Raw genomic sequence first — 21,203 nt, 5'->3', positions numbered from 1 at the left:
CCAAACAACGAGACCCGCCATGAAAGTGTCCGAACGTCACCGCGCCATCCTCGAACTCGTGCGCATCGGTGATGCCAACGTCGAGCAATTGAGCGCGGCGCTCGGGGTTTCGGAAGCAACCGTGCGACGCGACCTGACCATGCTCGCCAAACAGCGGCACCTGGTCCGCACCTATGGCGGCGCCACCGCGGTGGTGGGCGTCCATGAGCCGGAAGCCTCGCTGGAAGAGCGCAAGACCAGCCAGTGGGAACAGAAAGACGCCATCGCCCTTGCAGCAGCGGCCCACGTTCAGGACGGCGACACCGTCCTGCTCGACGGTGGCACCACCTGCGCTGCGCTGGCCCATCACCTGTGCTCGCGCCAGGACGTGCACGTCGTCACCAACAACCTGCTCGCCGTGATGACCCTGGCCAACGCACCGGGCGTGCGCCTGACCCTGATCGGGGGTGACTTGCGCGGTTCGAGCATGAGCACGTTGGGACCGCTGGCAGAGCTGACGTTGAGCCGGTTGAGCGTCGACAAAGCCTTCCTCGGCGCGGACGGCGTCGTCGCGGAATTCGGCTTGTGCGAAGCGAGTGCGCAGCAGGCGTATCTCAAGGAGTGCATCATCAAACGTGCCGCCCAAATCGTCGTCCTCGCCGACACCGACAAACTGGGTCGCGCTCGCCAGCAACACTGGACGCCCATCGAGCGGGAATGGCGGCTGATCACCGGTGCCTCCGCCGATGAGGCTTTGCTTGCGCCGTTTCACGCGATTGCGCAAATCACTGTGGAAACCGTGGACGTCGCCTGATTTCCTGCTTTTTGTGGCGAGCGAGCTTGCTCGCGTTGGGCTGCGTAGCTGCCCCAAAAATCTGATATCCAACGCCGTTGTCGTGCATTGAAGCGATACCAGATTCCCTCGCCACACCGCTCATGTCGCAAAACCCATTTTCGGTAACACATGTCGCCAACCTGTCGTCCGTGACGACACGTTCCCAAGACGTGTCGCAAAAAGTGGAAAATTGCGACACGTTACAAAACGGACTGCATCAAAAAAGTCTGAGTCCTACTGCGGAAAGAGCCAGCGATGACTACCAAACAGGGCCCTACCAATCATCTACTTGAGAGTTCGGAGGGCGCCGCCCGATTCACGTAGGAATCTGTCTTTTGAAGAGATTTGCTTTTGTAAATGAAGCGGCAACTCGTGAGTACAAGGGATTGCCGGCATGGGTACAAGATGAGTTCGGAAAAGACTTGATGCGTGCGCAATACAGCGCGGACCCTGAGTTGGCAATAAAGCAGCTGAGTTCAGTTGGGGCTGGTGCAATTGAGTTGATCATCAACGGTAGCCCTGCCTACCGATGTGTCTACATTGCGAAGTACGCGGACACCATTTTTGTCCTTCATTCATTCATCAAAACAACGAACGGGACCGATCGTCACGCCATGGCGGTTGCGCAAAATCGGCTGAAGGAGCTGAAAAGTGAGCTCCGGAAAATGGGGTTCAATGTCTAGCGGGTTTGAACTTGTGAAATGACGATCCGAGGCAAGGCCCCGGCATCATCGGACGGCAAGGTAAACGTAGTGCGAAAGCCGAGTTTATCCAGCATGTCCATCATTGCATCGATCGTAAATTTCTCGATCTTGCCAGTGGCTAGCTCTGAGATGCGTGATTGGGTCACGTCTAACATGGTCGCTGCCTCACTCTGTTTCAGGCCCAGCTTTTTGATGCAATCAGTGATGAAGATCGAGAGTTCCATTTTTAAAGCCATTTTGCTCGCGATTTCCTCGTCATACGTGACATGGAATGGGCTGTCGAAGAATTGAATTGCCATGGGCATTCCTCTTTAGGGATTATCTAAAATTTAAGATAAATTAAGGTTAGCTGATTGATCAATTGAAGCAACCGTTTTTTTGCTCACCCTCGTGACACCCATTACACCACGTAACTAATGATGTTCCCGCCCCCACCTTTATCCCCTCCAGCGAACTCCCTACATTGAGCTCCAACGCCTCTCCCATCATTCCGAGGGAAGGTCACTGGAGATTCCTCAATGCCTTTCGTAAGCGTACGCATCACCCGCGACGGCGTTACCACTGAGCAGAAAGCTCAGGTGATCGCCGAAATCACTGAAACACTGGAGCGCGTCCTTAACAAGCGCCCAGACCTGACCCACATCGTGATCGAGGAAGTCGACACCGATAACTGGGGCTACGCCGGGATCACCACCACTCAGTACCGCAAGCAACTGGCGCAAGAGGGGCAGTCATGACGGCGTCGGTGACCATCGATTTCATCTCCGATGTGGTGTGCCCATGGTGCGCCCTGGGCGCTACGGCGCTGGAGCAGGCGATCGAGAACGTGGCGGGTGAGATTTCGGTTGAGCTGACCTACAAGCCCTTCGAGCTGAACCCGAACATGCCGCCCGAAGGCGAGAAAGCCGTCGAGCACTTGATGCGCAAATACGGGCGCACTGCCGAGGACGTCGCTTCCGGCAAAAAGATGCAGATCGAGCGCGGTGCGGCCATTGGCTTCAAGTTCGATCTGGAGAAGCGCACGCACTTCTACAACACCTTCGACGCTCACCGTTTGTTGCTGTGGGCACTGGAGGAAGGGCGTCAGGTGGCGCTGAAGAAAATCCTGCTTCGCGCTTACTTCAGCGAAGGCCAGAACCCGAGTGATCAGCAGACGCTGGTGCGGTTGGCAGGTGAAGCGGGACTGGACGAGGCCCGTGCACAAGAGGTGCTGGTGTCAGGTGCCTTTGCCGAGGAAGTGCGTGAGCTTGAGGCGTTTTACCAGCAGCACGGCATCAATTCGGTCCCGGCCATGGTGTTGAACGGCCGTCACCTGGTGTCCGGTTCGCAATCGGTCGAGTACTACGAACAAATGTTGAGACAAATGGCGACGGCCCCTGCTGAAGCCTGATTCATCGAATTTCAAATCCCACTATTGTTAGAGGTATACATCATGAGCAATTCGAAAAAAGTCATCGTCATCACTGGCGCATCCCAAGGTCTCGGCGACGGCATGGTCAAGGCCTTCCGTGAACTCGGCTACCAGATCGTCGCCACTTCGCGTTCGATCAAGCCGTCCACCGATCCGGACATCCTCACCGTGGCAGGCGACATCGGCGAACCGGAAACCGCCCAGCGCGTGATTCGTGAAGCCATCGCCCGTTTCGGCCGTATCGATACTCTGGTCAACAACGCCGGCATCTTCATCGCCAAGCCGTTCACCCAGTACACCGCTGAAGACTACGCCAATGTGTTGTCGGTCAACGTCAACGGCTTCTTCTACATCACCCAACTGGCCATCGCCGAGATGGAAAAAAATGGCAGCGGCCACGTCGTCAACATCACCACCAGCCTGGTTGATCACGCCATCGACGGCGTGCCATCGGTACTGGCCTCGCTGACCAAAGGTGGCCTGAACGCGGCGACCAAATCCCTGGCCATCGAGTACGCCAAGCGCGGCATTCGGGTAAACGCGGTTTCGCCTGGCATCATCAAAACCCCGATGCACGGCGAAGAAACCCACGCCGCGCTGGGCGCACTTCACCCGGTCGGTCACATGGGCGATATCGATGACATCGCCAACGCAGTCGTGTACCTGGATGGCGCCAAGTTTGTCACCGGCGAAATCCTGCACGTTGATGGCGGTCAGAGCGCGGGTCACTAAGACCTGGTTTTTCAACGGCAGAAACAACAAAGCCCTCGTATTGCTACGAGGGCTTTGTTTTTTGGTTTCGAGTGAGGTGATAAGCAGCATTTTCAGAAGCGTCTGACATACGCAGCGGTGACTTCATGATGATCATTGGCTCTTTTCCGTGGCACGGGGTCACGGGAGGAGCAATGAAGGATTTCGAGTGGAGTACTTGAAGCTGCATCGCGTGTCGATCTGTCTGCCGGGGGAGGACCGTCGTTGATGGGGGCCACACTGAAAAAGGTCTCTTTCGACGTTGATCGCGTGTTCTGCATTTCATTGAGTGAGCGCGAAGACCGGCGCGCATTATTCGAGCAGACGGTCGCAGCCCAGATTTCCAACCCGATTGAATTCTTCGTTACCGAACGCTGCAGCGACCCGGTCCAGGGCTGTTTTGAGTCGCATCAAGCACTCGCCAGAATGGCCCTGGCTGAAAATTGGCAAAGAATCCTGATCTTCGAGGACGACGCGAAACCCTACAAGCTTCGCGCGATGCAGGTCCGATGGGTGAATCGGTTTGTACGGGGTAAAAAATTCCAGTCACTGCACCTGGGATACAGCATGGGCCGAACGTGGCTGACGTGGTTCCCATTCGTTGCCCGGGGTGAAGTGGTTGCGCTCCATGCCTACATCATCTCTCGCGAAGGTTGTCAGGTCCTGGCCGAAACGCCTTACTCCGGCAAACCGGTCGATGTCGTGTTCAAGCAGCAGATCAAACAACATTGCGTATTCCCCATGCTTTTTCGTCAGCACGGGGCAGCTGTGGCAGGCAGTAATATTCTGAAGGTCGCCATCAATGAAGATGAGTGGTGGGAGCGCAACTGGAAAAAACACCGGCGATCGTTGCTCAAAAATATTTGGCGCACGGTGTTGCGGATTAGGTTTTGAGATTGAGTCGCACCGGTCATTAACCGATACGAAATTTCTCTGGGTGAAGCGAGGAAGTTGCTGGCAGAGAAACAAATTGGGTGTGGGCACTTTTTGGACGTTTTCGCCTTTTAAAGTGAAAGCGTTCCAAAGCCCAGAAACAACAAAGCCCTCGTATTTCTACGAGGGCTTTGTTTTGTATGGTGCCGGCACCAGGAATCGAACCCGGGACCTACTGATTACAAGTCAGTTGCTCTACCATCTGAGCTATACCGGCGTGTCAGGGCGACGATTATAGCGATTGGGCTGGTTCTGTAAACCCCTGAATTCTGACTATTTTTGCGCAGGCCATTGTGGAAGATTTCTGGCGCGTGCTGAGCCTCATCGAGCGTTGTAAAAGGTGGCGCCCGACGGGATGTCTTTGTTGACGAACGACATGGCACCGATGGTGACGTTGTCGCCGATTGTCAGGGTGTCCGCGATGATGCAACTGTTGGCGCCCACGCTGACATTGTCGCCGATGACCAGGTTATAGCTGTCCAGCCCCAGGGTCTTGATGCCAATCGTGGTGTTTTGCCGGATGAAGAAGTTGCGGCCGATTTTGACTTCGCCGGTGATCACTACGCCCGGCAGGTGGCCAATGCGAAATCCTGGGCCAATTTGGGCGTCGATGCTGATGTCGACGCCGTACTTGAGGTTGAGATTTCTCTCAAGACGCTTGGCGTACCAGCGCGCAAAACCGTTTCCGGAATAGAAATACTGGGCCAGTCGAAACATGAACAAGTAGCGCAGGGCGTTGTTCTTGCGAGTCCGCTTGAGGATGTTGCTGATGAGCCCCGTGCGGCTTCCGCGTTTTTTCTTGTTCGAGACTTCCGACCGCCAATGTTCTAGCAAGGTGTCCAGATTCAAAACTTGGCCCTGTTGATTGATCGTGTTGTGAGGTCATTGATAGTAGCTGCTGGCTATCACGATTCCTATGCTCACTTTCTGCCCGGATTTCAACAGATATGTCTTTTGCTCAAATGCTTATGCACAACAGGATTCGCAATGCACGGGGTATATGACGAATTTGTGGATCCGTTCTCAACTGCTCGCAAATCACTGTTTTTCTGGTTTTTTATCCAAGTGTACGAAAACTGAACAGTGACGTTTCACCCCTGAAACAGCTGTAAAATATTGGATCCACGATATTTCATCAACAGAGTTATCCACAGGCTGGGGCGTCAGGCGCGTTCTGCCAACATCAGGAAGTTACGCGGTGTGAGCTTGGTTTCACAGAAGGTGCCCAGACGAACCTCGTAACCCTGCTCGATCAGGAAAAGTGCGCGATCGAGTACCAGCCAAAGCTCCAGTGGGCGTCGGAAAAGTCCGCGCAGCAGCTCCAGATTGCGCACTTCAGCCAAGCGCTGCCAACCAGCGCCTTCTAGAGCCGGCCAATCCTGCGGGCCGATTGTGGATAACTCTTTGAGTTGGGCCAAATGCTGGCAGTAATCGGCGAAGGGCTTGTCCAGCCAGGCGCTGGGCAGGGATGGCGTTGGCAGGTATTCGTCAACGCCGCGTAGTTGCCTTTGCAGCAGGTCGAAGGCCAGGCGTCGGGCCATGGAGGTGTCGCGTTGGCGTCGGACGCGTGCACCGGCGGTGACGGTTTCACTCATCGGTAACGCGAGATCATCGAGAGACAGCTGTAGGTCGGAGGCCATGGCGGCCGAGGAAAGTGGCGAGTACCGGGGAAGACTGATCCGGTTGTAACAGCAAGGAGCAATGGCGAGTTGTTTGCAGCCTGCCGCGCTGGCGAGCTGAATCAACCTCACGTGGAGATCGCCGCAGGCGTGCAGCGCGACGGGGCTGTGTTCGGCGTTCAATAACGCGGCTACATCGACCGCGAACACATCCTGCTCGACATGCAGCGCATGCAGCTGATGGCGCTGACTCAGGGCCTGGCCGCTGGCAACCAGTGCCGGGTCATATTCCAGGCAAGTCAGCTGCTGGCCGGTTTGCAGCAAGCGTCTTCCCAAGTGCCCTTTGCCCGAACACCAGTCCAGCCAATGCTTGGGCGTATCGGCGAAGTTCAATCGACTGGCGAAGGCTTCGATCTGCTGCCACTTGCGCCCGGGTACGTCGACGTTCAATCGATGGCCCGCCGCTTCCAGCGCATGGGCGGGCAATTCATCCACGGTACTCAGCGCAAGAGACTTCGCCGCCAAGGTCGCAAAAGGCTCCGGTGCATCCAAAAGGGCGGGTTGGTTGTGTGCGTTTTCCGCATCGTCCAGCGACCGTCCGCGTAGCCAGGCGGCCAACTCAGGGTAGGAAGTTTCCCAGGGAAGTTGCAGGTGCGTGAACGGCCGTGGTTTCCACAGCGCCTGATGCGTTGTCAGAAAAGCATCCAGCGCCGTGAAGCGGGCGAGCAGGGCCTCGCCCGTCAACACGCGGGGATCAACGCCCTTGGCAGGCATCGACGCGCAGCCAGCGCTCCAGCAGCTTGAAGCCGCGCACCAGCACATAAGCCATCAGCAGGTAGAACATGCCGGCGGCGAAGAAGATTTCTACCGGCAGGTAGGTCCGGGCAATGATGGTGCGGGCCATGCCGGTCAGCTCCAGCAGTGTCACGGTGCTGGCCAGGGCGCTGGCCTTGAGCATCAGGATCACTTCGTTGCTGTAGGCCGGCAGACCGATACGCGCCGCCCGGGGCAGGATGATGTAGAACAGCGCCTTGGGCTTGGACATGCCCAGCGCGCGTGCCGCTTCGATCTCGCCCGGTGGAATCGCCTGAATGGCGCCGCGCAGGATTTCGGCGATGTAGGCGGCGGTGTGCAGGGTCATGGTCGCCGTGGCGCACCAGAACGGATCGCGCAGGTAAGGCCACATCGAGCTGTTGCGGATGACGTCGAACTGCGCCAGCCCGTAGTAGACCAGGAACAGCTGAACCAGCAGCGGTGTACCACGGAAAAAGAAAATGTAGCCGTAGGGAAATGCCCGTACCCACCACAGGCGCGACGAGCGGGCGATGCCCAGTGGAATCGCCAGCAGCAAGCCGGCGATCACGGCGATGGCCACCAGTTCCAGGGTCAGGGTTGCACCCTGGGCCAGTTTCGGCAGCCACTTGATGATGACTTCCCAGTTCATTGGGTGCTCCTCGCGAAGCCGCGAGCGGCGCGTTTTTCCAGGAAGTGCATGCCGGTCATGGCCAGAATCGTCAGACCCAGGTACATGAAGGCGGCCACCATATAGAAGGTGAACGGTTGTTTGGACACGGTCACGCCGATTTGTGCATGACGCATGATTTCTTCCAGGCCGATCACCGATACCAGCGCGGTGTCTTTCATCAGGATCATGAACAGGTTGCCCAGGCCGGGCAGGGCGATGCGCCACATCTGCGGCATGATCAGCTTGGTGAAGATCCGCCATTTCGACAGGCCCAGGGCCACGCCGGCCTCACGATGGCCTTTGGGAATGGCGAGGATCGCGCCGCGAAATACTTCCGTGGCGTAGGCGCCAAAGCACATGCCCAGCGCAATCACACCGGCGGCGAAGGCGTTCAGTTCCAGATCGGGGTTGCCGAAGAACTCGCCCAGGGCACGCATCAGGTTGACCGTGCCGAAGTAGATCAGCAGTACCCAGAGCAATTCCGGGATGCCGCGAACCAGGGTCGAGTAAGTACCGCCAAGCCATTGCAACGGCTTGTACGGGGAAGTCTTGGCCAAGGCGCCGAGCAGACCGAGTACCAGCCCCAGGCACAGGGCCGAGAGTGCCAGTTTCACAGTCATCAGCGCGCCAGCGGCGAGCGCCGGGCCGAATCCGTAGAGGTCGATAATCATGGATTTCTTTTCAAATCGCGGCAGGCAAGGCCGGGGACCGGCGTCATCACAAAGCGACGCCGGTCCGGCAGGTCAGTATCAATAGATGCTGAACGGGAAGTACTTGTCGTTGATCTTCTTGTAGGTGCCGTCAGCGACGATTTCTTTCAGCGCGGTGTTCAGCTTGTCGCGGATCGGGTCGTTTTTACGTACAGCGATACCGATCTTGTCGCTTTCTTCCACCGGGTCGCCCTTGAATTCGTAGGACTTGCCGGCGTCGCTTTTCAGCCACTCGTAGTTGACGTATTTGTCGGCCAGGATGCCGTCCAGACGACCGGAAGTCAGGTCGAGGTAGGCGTTTTCCTGGGTGTCGTAGAGTTTGATGGTGATGTCATCGCCAATGTTGTCTTCCAGCCAAGTGCCGGCCAGGGTCGCTCGTTGGGCGCCGATAATCTTGCCTTTCAGCGAAGCCTTGTCGGTCTTGAAATCGACGTTTTTCGGGGCGATGAACTGCAGCTTGTTGGAGTAGTACGGTTCGGTGAAGTCCACCGCTTGCTTGCGCTCGTCGGTGATCGACATCGACGAGATCAGGAAATCGAATTTCTTGGCGTTCAGGGCCGGGATGATGCCGTCCCAGTCGGAAGTGACCACGGTGCATTCGACTTTCATCTTGGCGCACAGGGCGTCACCGATTTCCTTGTCGAAGCCGACGACGTTGCCGCTGGCATCTTTGTTGTTGAACGGCGGGTAGGCCGCTTCGATACCCATCTTCAGGTTCTCGGCCATGGCACCGGCGCTGAAGGCCAAGGTGACGGCGGCAGCCAGGAAGACCTTTTTGTAGTTCTGCATGCGGGTAGCTCCGTTAGCGGTTGCTGGACATGAATTGTTTGCAGCGCGCCGAAAGCGGGTTTTCAAACACCTGCTGTGGCGATCCTTGCTCTTCTACCAGGCCCTGGTGGAGGAACACCACTTCGCTGGAGACCTGACGGGCAAAGCCCATTTCATGGGTAACCAACAGCATGGTGCGGCCTTCTTCGGCCAGTGCGCGGATGACATTAAGTACTTCCTGGACCATTTCCGGGTCAAGCGCGGAGGTCGGCTCATCGAACAGGATGACCTTGGGCTGCATGGCCAGGGTGCGGGCGATGGCTGCGCGTTGTTGCTGCCCGCCGGACAGTTGCGCCGGGTAGGCGTGGCGCTTGTCGGCGATACCGACCTTGGCCAGCAAGGCTTCGGCGACTTCGATGGCTTCGGCCTTGCTCTGGCCGAGCACGCGGCGCGGGGCTTCGATGATGTTGTCGAGCACGCTCATGTGCGGCCAAAGATTAAAGTTTTGAAACACAAAACCAATTTCGCTGCGCAGGCGGTTGATCTGCTTGCCATCGGCAGCGACCAGTTCGCCGTTCTTCGCGGCCTTGAGCTTGAGTTCTTCGCCGGCCACCAGGATCTGGCCCTGGTGCGGGTTTTCCAGCAGGTTGATGCAACGCAGGAACGTGGACTTGCCGGAGCCGGAAGAACCCAGGATCGAGATCACGTCGCCGTCGCGGGCGGTCAGCGAGATGCCTTTAAGCACCTCCAGCGAGCCGTAGCGTTTGTGCAAGTTGCGGATTTCAAGCGCGGGCGTGGCCTCAGCCATGTGCGTTCCTCATTGTGTATTCGCTCCTGCTGTTGGTGGCCTTCCTGGCGAGGCGGCCAAGCTAGCATAGCGTTTCAAAGGCAGCCAACAGCGCTACGGGCAGTAAGCGGGTGGCATGTGACAGGTTGTCGCATCGGCGCAGCAGACTGTCGCCCCATCAACAACCGAACAGCCGTTTGAACCCTGCTTGCAGGTAAAAGCGCGGTGGCTGTCGCGTAAAAAAGGGCGCGATGTTGCCAGCTTTGGCGGGGGGTTGGAAGCGCTAACAGGCCAAAGGTTGCCGATCCGCACTTTTATTGTGCGTTGAGGAGTTGTGGGGTGTGTTTCCGGTGCGCTGTTTCGTTCATCAAGTGAGTCGCAGGGTAACGCTTTGGCAAAGTGCCAGTATTATCAATGAGTTGCGATGACTGTCCGGTCAGGGCGAGATCGCCGGGGTAGAGGGTTTTGAAACATTTTGGCGCAATTATTGCGTGCAGATTCCGGAACGCCCCGTTGGTTTCTTTTTACAGAAGGGAAATTCAAACGGGATGCATGCATTCGCTTTTCCTTACAAAGGTAGTTTTAATGAGCAGTACCCAAAGCTCTAACGGCCTCGAACAGGGGCTTAAACCGCGTCATGTGACCATGCTGTCGATCGCCGGGGTTATCGGCGCCGGCCTGTTCGTTGGCTCGGGCCACGCCATCGCTGCAGCAGGCCCGGCCGTGCTGTTGGCCTATGCTGCCGCCGGTATGCTGGTGGTGTTGGTGATGCGCATGCTGGGTGAAATGGCGGTTGCCTCGCCAGACACCGGCTCCTTCTCCACCTACGCCGATCGCGCGATCGGTCACTGGGCCGGCTTCACCATTGGCTGGTTGTACTGGTGGTTCTGGGTGCTCGTCATCCCGCTGGAGGCCAACGCCGCCGCAACTATCCTGCACGCCTGGTTCCCTGGCGTGGACATCTGGGCCTTTGCCCTGGTCATCACCATGCTGCTGACCGTAACCAACCTGTTCAGCGTGAAAAACTACGGTGAGTTCGAGTTCTGGTTCGCCCTGCTCAAGGTGGTGGCGATCATTGGTTTCATCGTCCTTGGCGTGCTGGCGATCTTCGGCTTCCTGCCGACCAGCCAAGTCAGCGGCGTTTCGCACCTGTTCGACACCCAAGGCTTCCTGCCAAACGGCATGGGCGCGGTGCTGGGTGCCATCCTGACCACCATGTTCTCCTTCATGGGCACCGAGATCGTGACCATCGCGGCCGCGGAATCGAAGAACCCTGGCAAGCAAATCTCCAAGGCCACCAACTCGGTGATCTGGCGGATCGGTTTGTTCTACCTCGTATCGATCTTCATCGTCGTGGCTCTGGTGCCATGGAACGATCCGGTTCTGGCCAGTCTTGGTTCCTACCAGACCGTGCTTGAGCGCATGGGCATCCCGAATGCCAAGATGATCGTCGACATCGTGGTACTGGTCGCCGTGACCAGCTGCCTGAACTCGGCGCTCTACACGTCGTCGCGCATGTTGTTCTCCCTGGGCAAGCGCGGTGATGCACCGGCCGTGTCCACGCGCACCAACAAAAGCGGCACTCCATACTGGGCGGTCATGCTGTCCACTGGTGCAGCGTTCCTGGCAACCTTCGCCAACTACGTAGCCCCGGCGGCGGTGTTCGAATTCCTGCTGGCCAGCTCCGGCGCGATCGCGCTGCTGGTTTACCTGGTGATTGCGATCTCGCAACTGCGCATGCGCAAACAGCGCATGGCTCGCGGCGAGAAAATCGTCTTCAGTATGTGGCTGTTCCCGGGCCTGACCTACGCGGTGATCGTATTCATCGTCGCGGCCCTGACCATCATGCTGTTCCAGGACGCCCATCGCGTGGAAATCCTTGCAACCGGCCTGCTCAGCGCTCTGGTGGTGGCTGCCGGCTTGCTGGTTGCCCGCCGTCGTCGCATCGAGCGCGGCGTAGCGGCAATCGCGCGCTGAGTCTTCTGGCTCAATCGAGATTGTTGAAATAAAAAAACGGCCGCTGTCAGTGATGACAAGCGGCCGTTTTTGTTTGAGTCGAAAACCTTACTCGGCTTTTTCTTCGGGCGCATCCACCGACTGCCGGTAGACGTCCAGTGCGTCGCCGAAGTCAGCAATGAACTGCGGGTCGGTCAGCCATGCCTGGGCGGCGTCGCGGTCCATGCCGTCAGTCCACATGCGGTAGTCGATCAGCATGTCGGCGGCCAGGTGGGTGGCGGCCATGCCTTCGTCGTCGGCGTTTTCCATGTCCAGCAGTTCTGGATGATCAATGATGATAAAGGCGAGGTTCGTCAGCAGCACGGCGAGCATTTCGCTACGGCCGATGGCTTCCGCATCGCGCATTTTGCTGAACATCGCCAGGGTGTATTCCGGGATCGGCTCGCCGATTTCACCCAGGTCATCGTCCAGCGCGGCAGGTTTTCTGCCGTGGATATTGATTTGCCTGGCTTTGAGCTTGGCGCGTTTGGCGCGTTTCTGTTGCTTGTTCAGGGATGCCATGGGAACTCAGTTCGGTTTCTGTTGGGTTTGGGCTGCGATAGCGTCGGACGCTGCCACGTAGTCAGCCTGGAAGGCTGGGGATTCGATCCACGCCAGGGCGCCGGCTTCGTCGGTTTCGGCGGACCATTGACGGTATTCGATCAGCGCCGCGAGGATGAAGTCCATCGCGCCTTCTTCGCCCTCCTGCTCGTACACCAGCTCCAGCAGCGGGTCTTCCAGGAAGGCGATGCACATGGCTTGCTGGCTGACTTTTTGCGCGTCGATCATTTTCTTGAACAGTTCGGTCAGGTCCACCGATTCGAAATCGATGCGATCGTCGTTCGGGTCCAGTTCGACCGGCGCGGCGGCGCGTTGGGTGCGGTTCTGCTTGGCCTTGGCCTTGGCGCGGGAGGCGCGTTTTTGCTGCTTGTTGGCGGAGGCCATGGGCGTCGTTCCGTAATTCGTTGAGAGGGCAGTGTTTCAGCTGCGTGACACTGTCCGCCCGGGTGTGTCGGGGGCCAGTTCGCCGTTTTGCAGCCAGGACAATGCAATGGGCCATAGTGTGGCTTGGTATGCGCTACGAAAAAAGGCGAAATGTCCGACTTCTGCTTCGCCGATGTCTTCGGGAGCAATGCGCAGGTGGGTGTTGGTGCTGCTTGTGAAGTAGCCGAGCAGGCGTTCGATGGCCGGGATGGTGCCGTAGGGATCGTCGCTGATGCTGATTGCCAGGGTTTTTGCGCTGATGGTGGAGAAGGGCAGGTGACCGTTGGTTGCGTGGGCTACGCGGCCGCTGGGGCGTGTTTCATAGTGTGCAGTGGGCGTACTCCAGTCACGAACCACGCCCGCAGGTGTGTCTTCGAGCCAGCCGAGGCGCTTGCCGGGAAAGTAACCGTAAATCATCGTCACTATCGGCATCACCACATGCCATTTGGCGAACATCCGCCAGCGATGGGCCGGCGCGTAATCGCGCCAGTAGGCGAACTGCGCGCCGACTGTCACCAGGCGCCGGATGACTTGTCCGGAGGCTCCCAGTCCCGCTGCGCAGCCGCCAAAGCTATGGCCGACGACATCAATGGGCTGGCCCGGGAAGTCGCGCTGCGCACGCTTCAGCATCGCCTCGAAGTCCAGCGCGCCCCAATCTGTCCATGAGGCCTGAAGCCCTTTAAGCGATGCCGGACGTGATTCGCCGATGCCGCGGTAATCGTAGGTGATTACATCGAAGTCGTTGGCGAACAGGTAGTCGGCGAAGCGCGAGTAGTGTCGGCAGCGGACCGAGGTGGCGGCGTTGATGATTACCACTGGGCGATTGAGGTTCGCATTGGCATGCCGCCAGGTGAAACCACCGAGGATGAAGCCGTCGGCGGCGGATTGCCTGAAGGGTTCGCCCAATACGTCAGATGCCAGTTGCAGCTCGATTTGGGTAGGGGCCAGTGATGACATTTCCTGCAAACTCATCGGCTTCAGACCTTTGCGGGGAGCTGGTAACGATAGTCTTTGCGCTGTGGATGAACAATCCATGGGTACTAGCACGGCGTCTGATTGAGTCGCTCTTCCAGCATGGAGCGCTCTCTGTCCAGCTCCGCACGAAGTTCTTCCTCAGTGGGCAGTACCAGTTGGTATTTGCTGGCGAACAGTTGCTCGTTACCTTCCAGCACCGAGTAGCGCACCACGGACTCATCCTTTTGCGCGCAGAGAATGATACCGACGGTGGGGCCATCTTCCGGTCCGCGTTTCAAGTCGTCGTACATACGCACATACATGTCCATCTGGCCCACATCCTGATGAGTCAGTTCGCCGCGTTTGATATCGAAGATGACGAAGCAGTTGAGCAAATAATTGTAGAACACAAGGTCGATGTAGAAGTCTTTGCTGTCGGTACTGATGCGTTGCTGGCGCGCGATGAAGGCAAAGCCTTTGCCCAGTTCGAGCAGGAAACCTTGCAGTTGCTCTATCAGCGCCTGTTCGATTTCGCTTTCTTGAAGCCTGCCTGCACTGGGCAGGCCGAGAAATTCCAGCACCACCGGATCGCGAATGAACTCCCGAGGGTTGGCCTTCATTTGCTGGATGTTGGTGACAGCCTCCTGCTCGACAGCGAAGCGATCGCGACTCGTCAGCAGGCGTTCGTAGTAAAGGGTGTTGATCTGGCGCTCCAGCGCTCGGCTTGACCAGTTTTGTGAAGCTGACTCATTCATGTACCAAAGACGAGCGCTGTCGTTGTCGACTCTCAGCCTGCGATAGTGGGTCCAGCTCAATTCGGGGCGCACTGCGTTCCAAATTGGAAAGGTCTGATAAAAATCCCGCATGTATCGCAAATTGCGCTCATCAAAACCCTTTCCAAAATCGGCAGTAAGTACTTCGGCCAATTTAGCCAGCAAGCGTTTGCCATAACCCGCCCGTCTAGCCCCTTGCTGTTCGAACTCAACAATGTGCCGGCCGATCTGCCAGCAGGTTTGCACTTGAATGCAATCGACCGCGCGCAGCACTTTCTGGCGTGCCTGGCGGATCAATTCACCAAGATTGCCAAGCAGTGAGGCGATTTGTGGGTCTTGTTTGTCATGGGGTCTGAGGGCGCTCATTGAGTCTTCCGCGGCTGGTTGATCAGGCAGAAGAGGATGGCAAGACAGTGCTGGTCAAAGATGCAGGGCGCGGCCTGAAAACTGGAAGGAAATACCGGACTTGCCGGCAGGACCAGCCTGACAGCGGATAAGGCATCAAGAACAAATCACGTAGTACGTTTCGTAGTTGATCCAAGTACAAATCGATCTAAAACCCGACTGCTCGGCCCGAAATCCCAATTAAGTAACGATTGGGTTCTGTGGAGCCCGGGAGTCGTCATCATGAAGCGTTTACATTCACTGATGTTCCCCCTCGCCACGGTCGGCGTTTTGATGTTTCCCGCCATCTCGCTAGCTGCCAGTCTTGAACCGATCGACAGCACGGGCGTGCAGGTTCAACGGCAGGAACAGAACGGGATTGCCTACTTGTCCGGAGGTATCGGTGAGGATGAGTCGAGAGCTATCCAGCAAACCACGGGCTACAACCTGCACATGACCTTCTCTATCGGGCCGGAGAACAAATACGTGCCCGATGTGAATCTGGTCATTCAGAAAGCACCTGGGCAAACGGTGCTGGCGCTCAGCGAGGCCGGACCACTGGTTTATGCCCAGTTGCCTCCCGGCAAGTACACCGTGGTCGCGACGCGTAATGGGGTAGAGCGGCGTGACACAGCGGATGTGGGTAGCGGCAGTGCCCGCAATCTTGTGTTCCACTGGAATGATGCTGAGTAACCATTCCCTGAAACGACAAAGCCCGCGATCACTGTTCAAGTGATGGCGGGTTTTGTCTGCGCTACAGGCAGGACCGGATTCGGCGAACAGCAAACTGCAGGCATAAAAAAACCCTGAATCTTTCGATTCAGGGTTTTCGGTATTTGGTGCCAGAGACGGAATCGAACCGTTGGCTGCATGTATTGTATTTAAAGGCTTTCTCTGTTTTTGATTGTTTTTCTACTCACAAATCTACTCACTTTTTCGTTTGTTGCCCCTCATTCGGTCGTTTTTCCCTCTCGCCCAGTGTGACTCCATTGACACGTTGCGGGACTTCCACCATTGCCAATTCGTGGTTTTGACTCGGTCATTACCGAGTGAGACGCTTTGGCCTCGGTGAGACAGATCGGACTACCGACTCTCCAAAAATGAGGAATGGTGTCAGCGCCACACTATGGCATTTGCTGTTACATCGGCTGTTACACCACGTCTTATCACAAGGTCGTCTGCCATGCCCTCCATCGCTGGCGAATCTTCCTTGACGGGTATTTGACGACCCGCTCCCACTTCCTTGCGTGGGAATCAGCGCCAGCCCTTACAGATCAAGGCTTACAGGCCGTTGCTGGAGTATGGTTGCCTGGCAATCCGTCAAGCTCTGTCAAATATTCCGTCAAGGATGGTCAAGGGCGGGTCAAGGCTGGGCGCCATTCTGAACGGGCGTATTCTCGATGCTCGGCGATACCGAACGGCAAGCCGCTGCCCTCACGCTCTTCAGCTCGATTGGCCACCTGCTGGCGCCGCGAATCCGTCCAGTGCCTGTCCAGAAACCGTCCGGGGCCTGTCAGGGGTATGAGACGACCAAGCCCGCTTGTTTGACGGCCTCCCGCACGGGAGAGGCCCCAGACGCCAGCCGGGCGTCAGTTCCGTCTCGTGCCTGTCTCACACTTCGTCAAAGCGTGGTCAAAGTAATAGTCGGCGCCCAGCGTAGTGGGATCTACACGGCGTGTTGAATTCAGCACTCAGAGCGGGTGCATGCTGCTCGTTCGGGACAGAGTGACGGTTAGTCTTTTTTGATCGGAGCCATCAGCTCTTTGAGATACCCAAGCACTAGGCCACCGAACGCGCTGCTGAACAGCATCTTATCCATGGACTGGATCTCAGGGTCAGTTAGCCACCGTACACAGTAGCCAAACATCGAGTGCGGTCCGGCAAGATGCCAGAACCGTATGACAATCAATGATGCGAAGAGAATGGCTCCGAAACGAAGAGCGAAGATCGCTAAAGAATGAACTTCCTTCTGGACTTTCTCTTTAGGATCTTCGAGTGTCTTCTTTTCTTTCTCGGCTAACTTGAGAGATTCGGAGGTGGGCTCAAGGGGGGCCGCCGATCCGATGGCGGCAAACGGATCATCCGGCAGCATTCTGGCTGGCGATCGCTATTTTGTGTTTGTAGTGCTGATCAATCCATTCGTTAGGAATGATGGCTCCGTGGTACTGATCGCCGCCCGAGGCGTTCCATGTTTTTTCCCAAGGTGTGCCAGGCTGATGGGTCATCGCCGAGAGCGCCAGCCCGTCGTAATTTGCATACGAATCCCACACTCGATCCAACAGCGGCAGAGTCTGTTGATTAGGAGGAGTGTTATGGGGGTCTCCAGCAACTCCATAGCATTCAATCGGAGCGTAAATGTTGCCTTTGCCGTACTTCTTGATCTTCTGATACAGGTCAGGGATCACTGGTCCATAGCGCCAAGCTTGTACAGCATCGTTGATCAAATTTTGAGAGAAGTAACCACGATGCCAGCCATGCGCGATGTAAACCAGCTTGATAAGCTTCATCGGCGTAAGGGGGATACCCGTATCAAACGACTTCTGGATGAAGTAGTTGGCGACGGCTTCGCTATTCAGCATGACCACTCCTCCTTTGGCTGGGTGCGGTGTAAGGGTGCTATTAAAATGGGGCCGAATTATGAACAGTTCAAGAACTCTGTCAACGGGCAACCACGTTCGGCATAGTGGTTGCCCATCCAGTGTACGCCATAGAATGGGTTTCGGTTCGAATGCTGTCATGCGATATTGGCCATTCTTGATGTAAGAGAAAGCTTACAAAAAAGGTGCCCGTTTTGATCCTTTCGATGGAGGGATTTTACTAATGGGGCGGCAAGCCTGTGGTGCCGAGGCCTTAGTTTTGTTTCGATGCTGGCCAGATTGCCAGTGGTAACCACGCCAATACCGTCATCTATAGTGGAAGGCAGCCATGCGACTAGTAACCCTCTTTGATTCGTTTTCTAAGGCTCCGCCCCCCTGATGGCGACTCCTTGAAAATTACGATGGATCAGATTGCGCCATCGGATGAGCGGAGAGCTCGGCCCTATGAAAAAACATGCGGGTGATTTCCTCAAACGAAACATCGCCCAGATCCATATACTGGACAAAGCCTTTCTCACCGAACTCTATTTGGGCATAACGCCCGTCAGTTTTTCGGAAGACAATAAAGGTCTGGTCATCTACGTTCATCTTGTCGCATAGGTCACGGAAAACGTACGTGATGTCAGCGGTCAGGTTAAGACGCCCGGTCATCAGATCCACCAACAGAACCAGCTTTTCTCCGTTGTTGTCCGTCACCGAGTACGTCCAGTCACACAGGCACTTGTCACCAATGCCAGCCGCCGCCCACACTGAAAGAAAATAATCCGTCATGGACATATCAAGGCGTACCGCCTCAAGCTTGTAATCCCAGTAGGCACGGTGGGGAATCACAAAGCTCAAGCGCTTTGGTGGCTTGCTTTCGTCGTCGGGTTTGCTCATGCGTTGTGGCTCTCTTTCTAGAAGGCCCAAATCTTGTGGGAATATTGGACCATTGAAGTGTCCAGCACCCGCGCCTCATCCCTGTAGAAGGTCATGCTCAACCCACTACTTAGTGAAGTGGGCATTTTGTGTTCGGGCAATTCGTGAGGGGTACCGCGTTGTAATCGTAGGCCATTCATGGGGTGTTTCCACAACAGGGTCATTAGGGGCGCTTTGGGCCTCATTCATGGGGTGGTGTAGCCCTATAGATCATGGCTTTCAGCTTGGCTCTGCCCCATGGTCGACTCGAAATCCGTCAAGCCTGGTCAAGATTAGCTTTCCGTAACCAGCATGATATCCACTGACCGGGTTCGCACCAGCCTCGCGTAAGAGGGTGCGAACCTCGAAGCGAACTTGCTGGGTCGCCTAGTGAGTGCGTACTCACGGTGCGTACCAGTCCGCGTACCGATGCCGGCCAATGGTTGTCTCTTGTACGGCTTCACGCGCTCCGAGTGCGTGAAAAGTCTGCGTGAAAATCGGCAAACAGGTACTTGACGCGGGTCATTCATGGGGTTGATTTCACAAATGGGAGTTTGATGGTTTTGTGACCAGCGGAAAGTGGTCACTGATGGTGGTCACTCGCTTGGTCACCATCCAGGGTTTCGGCGCCGGATGAGCCTCAAAGCGTGGATTACAGAATGGATACCCGCCGCTTTTCAGTCGAAACCCGCCTGCTCGCCTCAGGCAGAAAATGGCCAGTATTGAGCTGCTCTGTATGCATAACATGCAACCTATACTGATAAAGCATTCCGGGCTTCGACGCTGGTTTGGCGTTTTGCCCCGGCTATCCAAGAGCCATGTGGAGGCAGCATGAATCCCATAACTGGCAGATTCAACAATACGCTTGATCCGGTGTCGATCGCGCCAGTTACGTCGTCCGACGCCTACTTCGCTGCTGCTAATGGGCTTATGCGCGGTGTGCGACTACTAGCAGTGGCTGAACCGGACGTGTGCGTTGCCCTCGGATTTCTTGCCGGGCAAACTTTGGAGTGCCTGCTTAAAGCGCACCTGTCGAAGTGCGGGACACCAGAAAAAGAATTGATGAAGCCTTCGCTTCGTCACAATCTAAAAGAACTTTGGCTCAGGTGTGATCAAGGCGGGCTTACCTGCGCTTCAGTACTGCCACAGTGGGTTGAGTGCCTCAGCGCACTTCACGACAAACCGTTCAACTTACGATATCCAATGAAGCTAAATGGGCTTGTGCTGCCGGGGTCTCAGCCAATGACTGCAGAGCTTGAGGTGTTGCTAGCGGAGGTCCATCAGAGCTTCCGACGGCCGATCTGCTCAGCGCCAGCGACTTAGTAAAACTTAGCATTCTGTCGGCGCGAAAACCTGACAAAACCTGTCATCGAACGCACACCAGAACCTAACAAAACCTAACCTCGGATCGAGTGGGTGGCCTGGGGTGATGTTGACAAATGTTTCAACCCGGCAACCTGTTAACAATTGTCAAGGTTGGGCCGGGAGAGGGGGTGCTGCGGGGTGGTTACCGGAAGTGGTTACTAGGGCCCCGCACCGTTACTGTTGGGATTATTTAGCCACAGGCTTTCGGGGTGGAACAAGGTTGTCAGCAGGCACATAGGTGACCTGTAGTGTTGCAACTTTGCTCTTTTTGCTGGCTAAAATGGCAGCTGAAAGGAGGTGCTTTTCTTCCGTGTCGGACCAGCTGACATATTCTTGTATTTCGAGATCAGGCTTTCCTATCTGCTTTGATACAACACCTACGACCTGTTTCATTTTGGCGAACTCGAAATCAACCATCGAAAGGTAATGGCGTCCTTGGTAATAACAGTGCGTGATTTTCGTTGGCTTGGCTCCAAAGGCTACGGTCGTTGGCTTTGAGTCAATGTAGCAGCGGTCTTCACCTTCGCCGAAGCCGTTATCAACAAGCCCTGTGGCCGGGTCATAAGGCGCGGCCCAAGTTTGTCCTCCCACGCCAGCATAGAGCCCATCCTTCGACGGTGTCAGGCCCTCCCATTCCAGGCCCGACACGTCGAACTTGAACTGTGCCTTTCCGTACCGGTACACCGGAACTTCTACGATAAGGCTCTTGGCCAGCCGGGCAGTAGCAACGAACAGATTGGGATTCTGGACATGGAGGATGCTGTTGGTGTCAGCTGCGCTCATCGCCTTCACATCTAGCACCTCGCCCCCGTCGAATTTCATGCTCACATCGCACAACTTGGGCACGCAAGAGAACTGCCCTTCGGATAGCTGGAACATAAAGCCCGAGCCCTTATCCGACCGGACAGCGGTAATGACCAGTTTTGCCGGTTTGCTGTACGGCGCTTGCTGGTCAATAGCGGTGGTCGACTCGATCACCGCCGAGGTCATGGTCTCGCCCCGCATCTCATCCGTGCTTGTGCGATACGACCAGTCGGCATGGGAAATGGTTGGGGGCAGAATAGTGGCAAGGGCCAGGGCCCGTACTGCTGCGCGCATGATGGCACTCCATTGAGGTGCGCCAACTCTATCACCAGCACGAAGACCGGCGCACCGGGCCTATCATGCCCGTCCCCTGTGGCCAGCATAGGATGTCTCTGTAACAGGAATCCGTTTGATGGCTAGACACCAGGCGGGAGAGGTTACTTTGGTGGTTACCCCGAACGGACAGTAACCGGCGAAACAGACTATATG

General features: G+C 56.5%; 23 protein-coding genes and 1 tRNA gene. 8 read left to right on the top strand and 16 right to left on the bottom strand.

Going from position 1 to position 21,203, the window contains the following annotated elements; all coding sequences use genetic code 11:
* Window positions 1-19 precede the first annotated feature (19 nt).
* Entirely contained in the window at window positions 20-793 is a 774-nt protein-coding gene (locus tag CKW21_RS02010; protein ID WP_095192347.1) for a DeoR/GlpR family DNA-binding transcription regulator, read from the top strand.
* Window positions 794-1,149: 356 nt separating this feature from the next.
* A complete protein-coding gene (locus tag CKW21_RS02005) occupies window positions 1,150-1,497 on the top strand; it encodes a type II toxin-antitoxin system RelE/ParE family toxin (protein WP_095192346.1) in 348 nt (115 codons plus the stop codon).
* On the opposite strand, the gene CKW21_RS02000 is transcribed toward CKW21_RS02005, so the two are convergent.
* Window positions 1,494-1,817 (bottom strand): helix-turn-helix domain-containing protein, encoded by a 324-nt coding sequence (locus tag CKW21_RS02000; RefSeq protein ID WP_095192345.1) that lies wholly within the window; start codon window positions 1,815-1,817, stop codon window positions 1,494-1,496. The genes CKW21_RS02005 and CKW21_RS02000 overlap by 4 nt on opposite strands.
* A gap of 219 nt (window positions 1,818-2,036) precedes the next feature.
* Between CKW21_RS02000 and CKW21_RS01995 the strand changes: the two genes are divergently transcribed.
* The 4 genes from CKW21_RS01995 to CKW21_RS01980 all read left to right on the top strand — a co-directional run bounded on the left by CKW21_RS01995 (window position 2,037) and on the right by CKW21_RS01980 (window position 4,573).
* On the top strand, window positions 2,037-2,255 hold the full coding sequence (locus CKW21_RS01995; RefSeq protein ID WP_095192344.1) for a 4-oxalocrotonate tautomerase family protein: 219 nt from the start codon (window positions 2,037-2,039) through the stop codon (window positions 2,253-2,255).
* Complete coding sequence (locus CKW21_RS01990) at window positions 2,252-2,908, top strand: DsbA family oxidoreductase (RefSeq protein ID WP_095192343.1); 657 nt, start codon at window positions 2,252-2,254, stop codon at window positions 2,906-2,908. The genes CKW21_RS01995 and CKW21_RS01990 overlap by 4 nt, the downstream gene beginning before the upstream one ends.
* Before the next feature lie 42 nt (window positions 2,909-2,950).
* Window positions 2,951-3,661: an SDR family NAD(P)-dependent oxidoreductase gene (locus tag CKW21_RS01985; protein ID WP_095192342.1), complete on the top strand. Its 711-nt coding sequence runs from the start codon at window positions 2,951-2,953 to the stop codon at window positions 3,659-3,661.
* Between the two features lie 246 nt (window positions 3,662-3,907).
* The gene (locus CKW21_RS01980) at window positions 3,908-4,573 is read left to right on the top strand and encodes a hypothetical protein (RefSeq protein ID WP_256590094.1); all 666 of its coding nucleotides are present in this window, start codon (window positions 3,908-3,910) and stop codon (window positions 4,571-4,573) included.
* 180 nt (window positions 4,574-4,753) lie between these two features.
* On the opposite strand, the gene CKW21_RS01975 is transcribed toward CKW21_RS01980, so the two are convergent.
* The 7 genes from CKW21_RS01975 to CKW21_RS01945 form a co-directional block, all read right to left on the bottom strand.
* Window positions 4,754-4,829 (bottom strand) — tRNA-Thr (locus CKW21_RS01975).
* Window positions 4,830-4,933: 104 nt separating this feature from the next.
* Window positions 4,934-5,461, bottom strand: a complete 528-nt coding sequence (locus tag CKW21_RS01970; RefSeq protein WP_095192341.1) for a serine acetyltransferase — start codon at window positions 5,459-5,461, stop codon at window positions 4,934-4,936.
* A gap of 314 nt (window positions 5,462-5,775) precedes the next feature.
* Window positions 5,776-7,005, bottom strand: coding sequence for a methyltransferase (locus CKW21_RS01965; RefSeq protein WP_095192340.1), 1,230 nt, complete (start codon window positions 7,003-7,005; stop codon window positions 5,776-5,778).
* On the bottom strand, window positions 6,986-7,675 hold the full coding sequence (locus CKW21_RS01960) for an ABC transporter permease (protein ID WP_095192339.1): 690 nt from the start codon (window positions 7,673-7,675) through the stop codon (window positions 6,986-6,988). Before CKW21_RS01960 ends, CKW21_RS01965 begins: the two co-directional genes overlap by 20 nt.
* Window positions 7,672-8,367 (bottom strand): ABC transporter permease, encoded by a 696-nt coding sequence (locus CKW21_RS01955; RefSeq protein ID WP_095192338.1) that lies wholly within the window; start codon window positions 8,365-8,367, stop codon window positions 7,672-7,674. The genes CKW21_RS01960 and CKW21_RS01955 overlap by 4 nt, the downstream gene beginning before the upstream one ends.
* Before the next feature lie 78 nt (window positions 8,368-8,445).
* Entirely contained in the window at window positions 8,446-9,195 is a 750-nt protein-coding gene (locus CKW21_RS01950; RefSeq protein WP_095192337.1) for an ABC transporter substrate-binding protein, read from the bottom strand.
* Window positions 9,196-9,208: 13 nt separating this feature from the next.
* Window positions 9,209-9,982, bottom strand: coding sequence for an ABC transporter ATP-binding protein (locus CKW21_RS01945; RefSeq protein WP_007972784.1), 774 nt, complete (start codon window positions 9,980-9,982; stop codon window positions 9,209-9,211).
* Window positions 9,983-10,546: 564 nt separating this feature from the next.
* Here CKW21_RS01945 and gabP point away from each other — a divergent pair.
* Window positions 10,547-11,938, top strand: a complete 1,392-nt coding sequence (gene gabP / locus CKW21_RS01940; protein WP_095192336.1) for a GABA permease — start codon at window positions 10,547-10,549, stop codon at window positions 11,936-11,938.
* Window positions 11,939-12,025: 87 nt separating this feature from the next.
* Here gabP and CKW21_RS01935 read toward each other — a convergent pair whose 3' ends face one another.
* The 4 genes from CKW21_RS01935 to CKW21_RS01920 form a co-directional block, all read right to left on the bottom strand.
* Window positions 12,026-12,478, bottom strand: coding sequence for a hypothetical protein (locus CKW21_RS01935; protein ID WP_095192335.1), 453 nt, complete (start codon window positions 12,476-12,478; stop codon window positions 12,026-12,028).
* A gap of 6 nt (window positions 12,479-12,484) precedes the next feature.
* Window positions 12,485-12,901 (bottom strand): hypothetical protein, encoded by a 417-nt coding sequence (locus CKW21_RS01930; protein ID WP_095192334.1) that lies wholly within the window; start codon window positions 12,899-12,901, stop codon window positions 12,485-12,487.
* A 36-nt stretch (window positions 12,902-12,937) separates the two neighbouring features.
* A complete protein-coding gene (locus CKW21_RS01925) occupies window positions 12,938-13,912 on the bottom strand; it encodes an alpha/beta fold hydrolase (RefSeq protein ID WP_095192333.1) in 975 nt (324 codons plus the stop codon).
* A gap of 68 nt (window positions 13,913-13,980) precedes the next feature.
* Window positions 13,981-15,033 (bottom strand): YhcG family protein, encoded by a 1,053-nt coding sequence (locus CKW21_RS01920; RefSeq protein ID WP_095192332.1) that lies wholly within the window; start codon window positions 15,031-15,033, stop codon window positions 13,981-13,983.
* Window positions 15,034-15,294: 261 nt separating this feature from the next.
* On the opposite strand from CKW21_RS01920, the gene CKW21_RS01915 reads away from it, so the two are divergent.
* Window positions 15,295-15,744, top strand: coding sequence for a hypothetical protein (locus tag CKW21_RS01915; protein WP_095192331.1), 450 nt, complete (start codon window positions 15,295-15,297; stop codon window positions 15,742-15,744).
* A gap of 1,039 nt (window positions 15,745-16,783) precedes the next feature.
* Here the strand turns inward: CKW21_RS01915 and CKW21_RS01910 are convergent.
* The 4 genes from CKW21_RS01910 to CKW21_RS01890 form a co-directional block, all read right to left on the bottom strand.
* Window positions 16,784-17,143: a hypothetical protein gene (locus CKW21_RS01910; RefSeq protein WP_095192330.1), complete on the bottom strand. Its 360-nt coding sequence runs from the start codon at window positions 17,141-17,143 to the stop codon at window positions 16,784-16,786.
* A complete protein-coding gene (locus CKW21_RS01905; RefSeq protein ID WP_170948606.1) occupies window positions 17,130-17,630 on the bottom strand; it encodes a Panacea domain-containing protein in 501 nt (166 codons plus the stop codon). The genes CKW21_RS01910 and CKW21_RS01905 overlap by 14 nt, the downstream gene beginning before the upstream one ends.
* A 414-nt stretch (window positions 17,631-18,044) precedes the next feature.
* Window positions 18,045-18,527, bottom strand: coding sequence for a hypothetical protein (locus tag CKW21_RS01900; protein WP_095192328.1), 483 nt, complete (start codon window positions 18,525-18,527; stop codon window positions 18,045-18,047).
* Between the two features lie 1,569 nt (window positions 18,528-20,096).
* Window positions 20,097-21,008: a hypothetical protein gene (locus CKW21_RS01890; protein WP_095192326.1), complete on the bottom strand. Its 912-nt coding sequence runs from the start codon at window positions 21,006-21,008 to the stop codon at window positions 20,097-20,099.
* Between the last annotated feature and the right edge of the window lie 195 nt (window positions 21,009-21,203).

This window comes from Pseudomonas sp. Irchel 3A7, from assembly GCF_900187565.1.
In the GTDB taxonomy this organism is placed as follows: Bacteria; Pseudomonadota; Gammaproteobacteria; order Pseudomonadales; family Pseudomonadaceae; genus Aquipseudomonas.
This window is presented reverse-complemented; position numbering and strand designations above follow the sequence as displayed.

Coding starts and splice junctions, on each gene's coding strand:
- CKW21_RS02010 (WP_095192347.1), top strand. CDS start 20: ATGAAAGTGTCCGAACGTCACCGCGCCATCCTCGAACTCGTGCGCATC.
- CKW21_RS02000 (WP_095192345.1), bottom strand. CDS start 1,817: ATGGCAATTCAATTCTTCGACAGCCCATTCCATGTCACGTATGACGAG.
- CKW21_RS01995 (WP_095192344.1), top strand. CDS start 2,037: ATGCCTTTCGTAAGCGTACGCATCACCCGCGACGGCGTTACCACTGAG.
- CKW21_RS01990 (WP_095192343.1), top strand. CDS start 2,252: ATGACGGCGTCGGTGACCATCGATTTCATCTCCGATGTGGTGTGCCCA.
- CKW21_RS01985 (WP_095192342.1), top strand. CDS start 2,951: ATGAGCAATTCGAAAAAAGTCATCGTCATCACTGGCGCATCCCAAGGT.
- CKW21_RS01980 (WP_256590094.1), top strand. CDS start 3,908: ATGGGGGCCACACTGAAAAAGGTCTCTTTCGACGTTGATCGCGTGTTC.
- CKW21_RS01965 (WP_095192340.1), bottom strand. CDS start 7,005: ATGCCTGCCAAGGGCGTTGATCCCCGCGTGTTGACGGGCGAGGCCCTG.
- CKW21_RS01960 (WP_095192339.1), bottom strand. CDS start 7,675: ATGAACTGGGAAGTCATCATCAAGTGGCTGCCGAAACTGGCCCAGGGT.
- CKW21_RS01955 (WP_095192338.1), bottom strand. CDS start 8,367: ATGATTATCGACCTCTACGGATTCGGCCCGGCGCTCGCCGCTGGCGCG.
- CKW21_RS01950 (WP_095192337.1), bottom strand. CDS start 9,195: ATGCAGAACTACAAAAAGGTCTTCCTGGCTGCCGCCGTCACCTTGGCC.
- CKW21_RS01945 (WP_007972784.1), bottom strand. CDS start 9,982: ATGGCTGAGGCCACGCCCGCGCTTGAAATCCGCAACTTGCACAAACGC.
- gabP (WP_095192336.1), top strand. CDS start 10,547: ATGAGCAGTACCCAAAGCTCTAACGGCCTCGAACAGGGGCTTAAACCG.
- CKW21_RS01935 (WP_095192335.1), bottom strand. CDS start 12,478: ATGGCATCCCTGAACAAGCAACAGAAACGCGCCAAACGCGCCAAGCTC.
- CKW21_RS01930 (WP_095192334.1), bottom strand. CDS start 12,901: ATGGCCTCCGCCAACAAGCAGCAAAAACGCGCCTCCCGCGCCAAGGCC.
- CKW21_RS01925 (WP_095192333.1), bottom strand. CDS start 13,912: ATGAGTTTGCAGGAAATGTCATCACTGGCCCCTACCCAAATCGAGCTG.
- CKW21_RS01920 (WP_095192332.1), bottom strand. CDS start 15,033: ATGAGCGCCCTCAGACCCCATGACAAACAAGACCCACAAATCGCCTCA.
- CKW21_RS01915 (WP_095192331.1), top strand. CDS start 15,295: ATGAAGCGTTTACATTCACTGATGTTCCCCCTCGCCACGGTCGGCGTT.
- CKW21_RS01910 (WP_095192330.1), bottom strand. CDS start 17,143: ATGCTGCCGGATGATCCGTTTGCCGCCATCGGATCGGCGGCCCCCCTT.
- CKW21_RS01905 (WP_170948606.1), bottom strand. CDS start 17,630: ATGCTGAATAGCGAAGCCGTCGCCAACTACTTCATCCAGAAGTCGTTT.
- CKW21_RS01900 (WP_095192328.1), bottom strand. CDS start 18,527: ATGAGCAAACCCGACGACGAAAGCAAGCCACCAAAGCGCTTGAGCTTT.
- CKW21_RS01890 (WP_095192326.1), bottom strand. CDS start 21,008: ATGCGCGCAGCAGTACGGGCCCTGGCCCTTGCCACTATTCTGCCCCCA.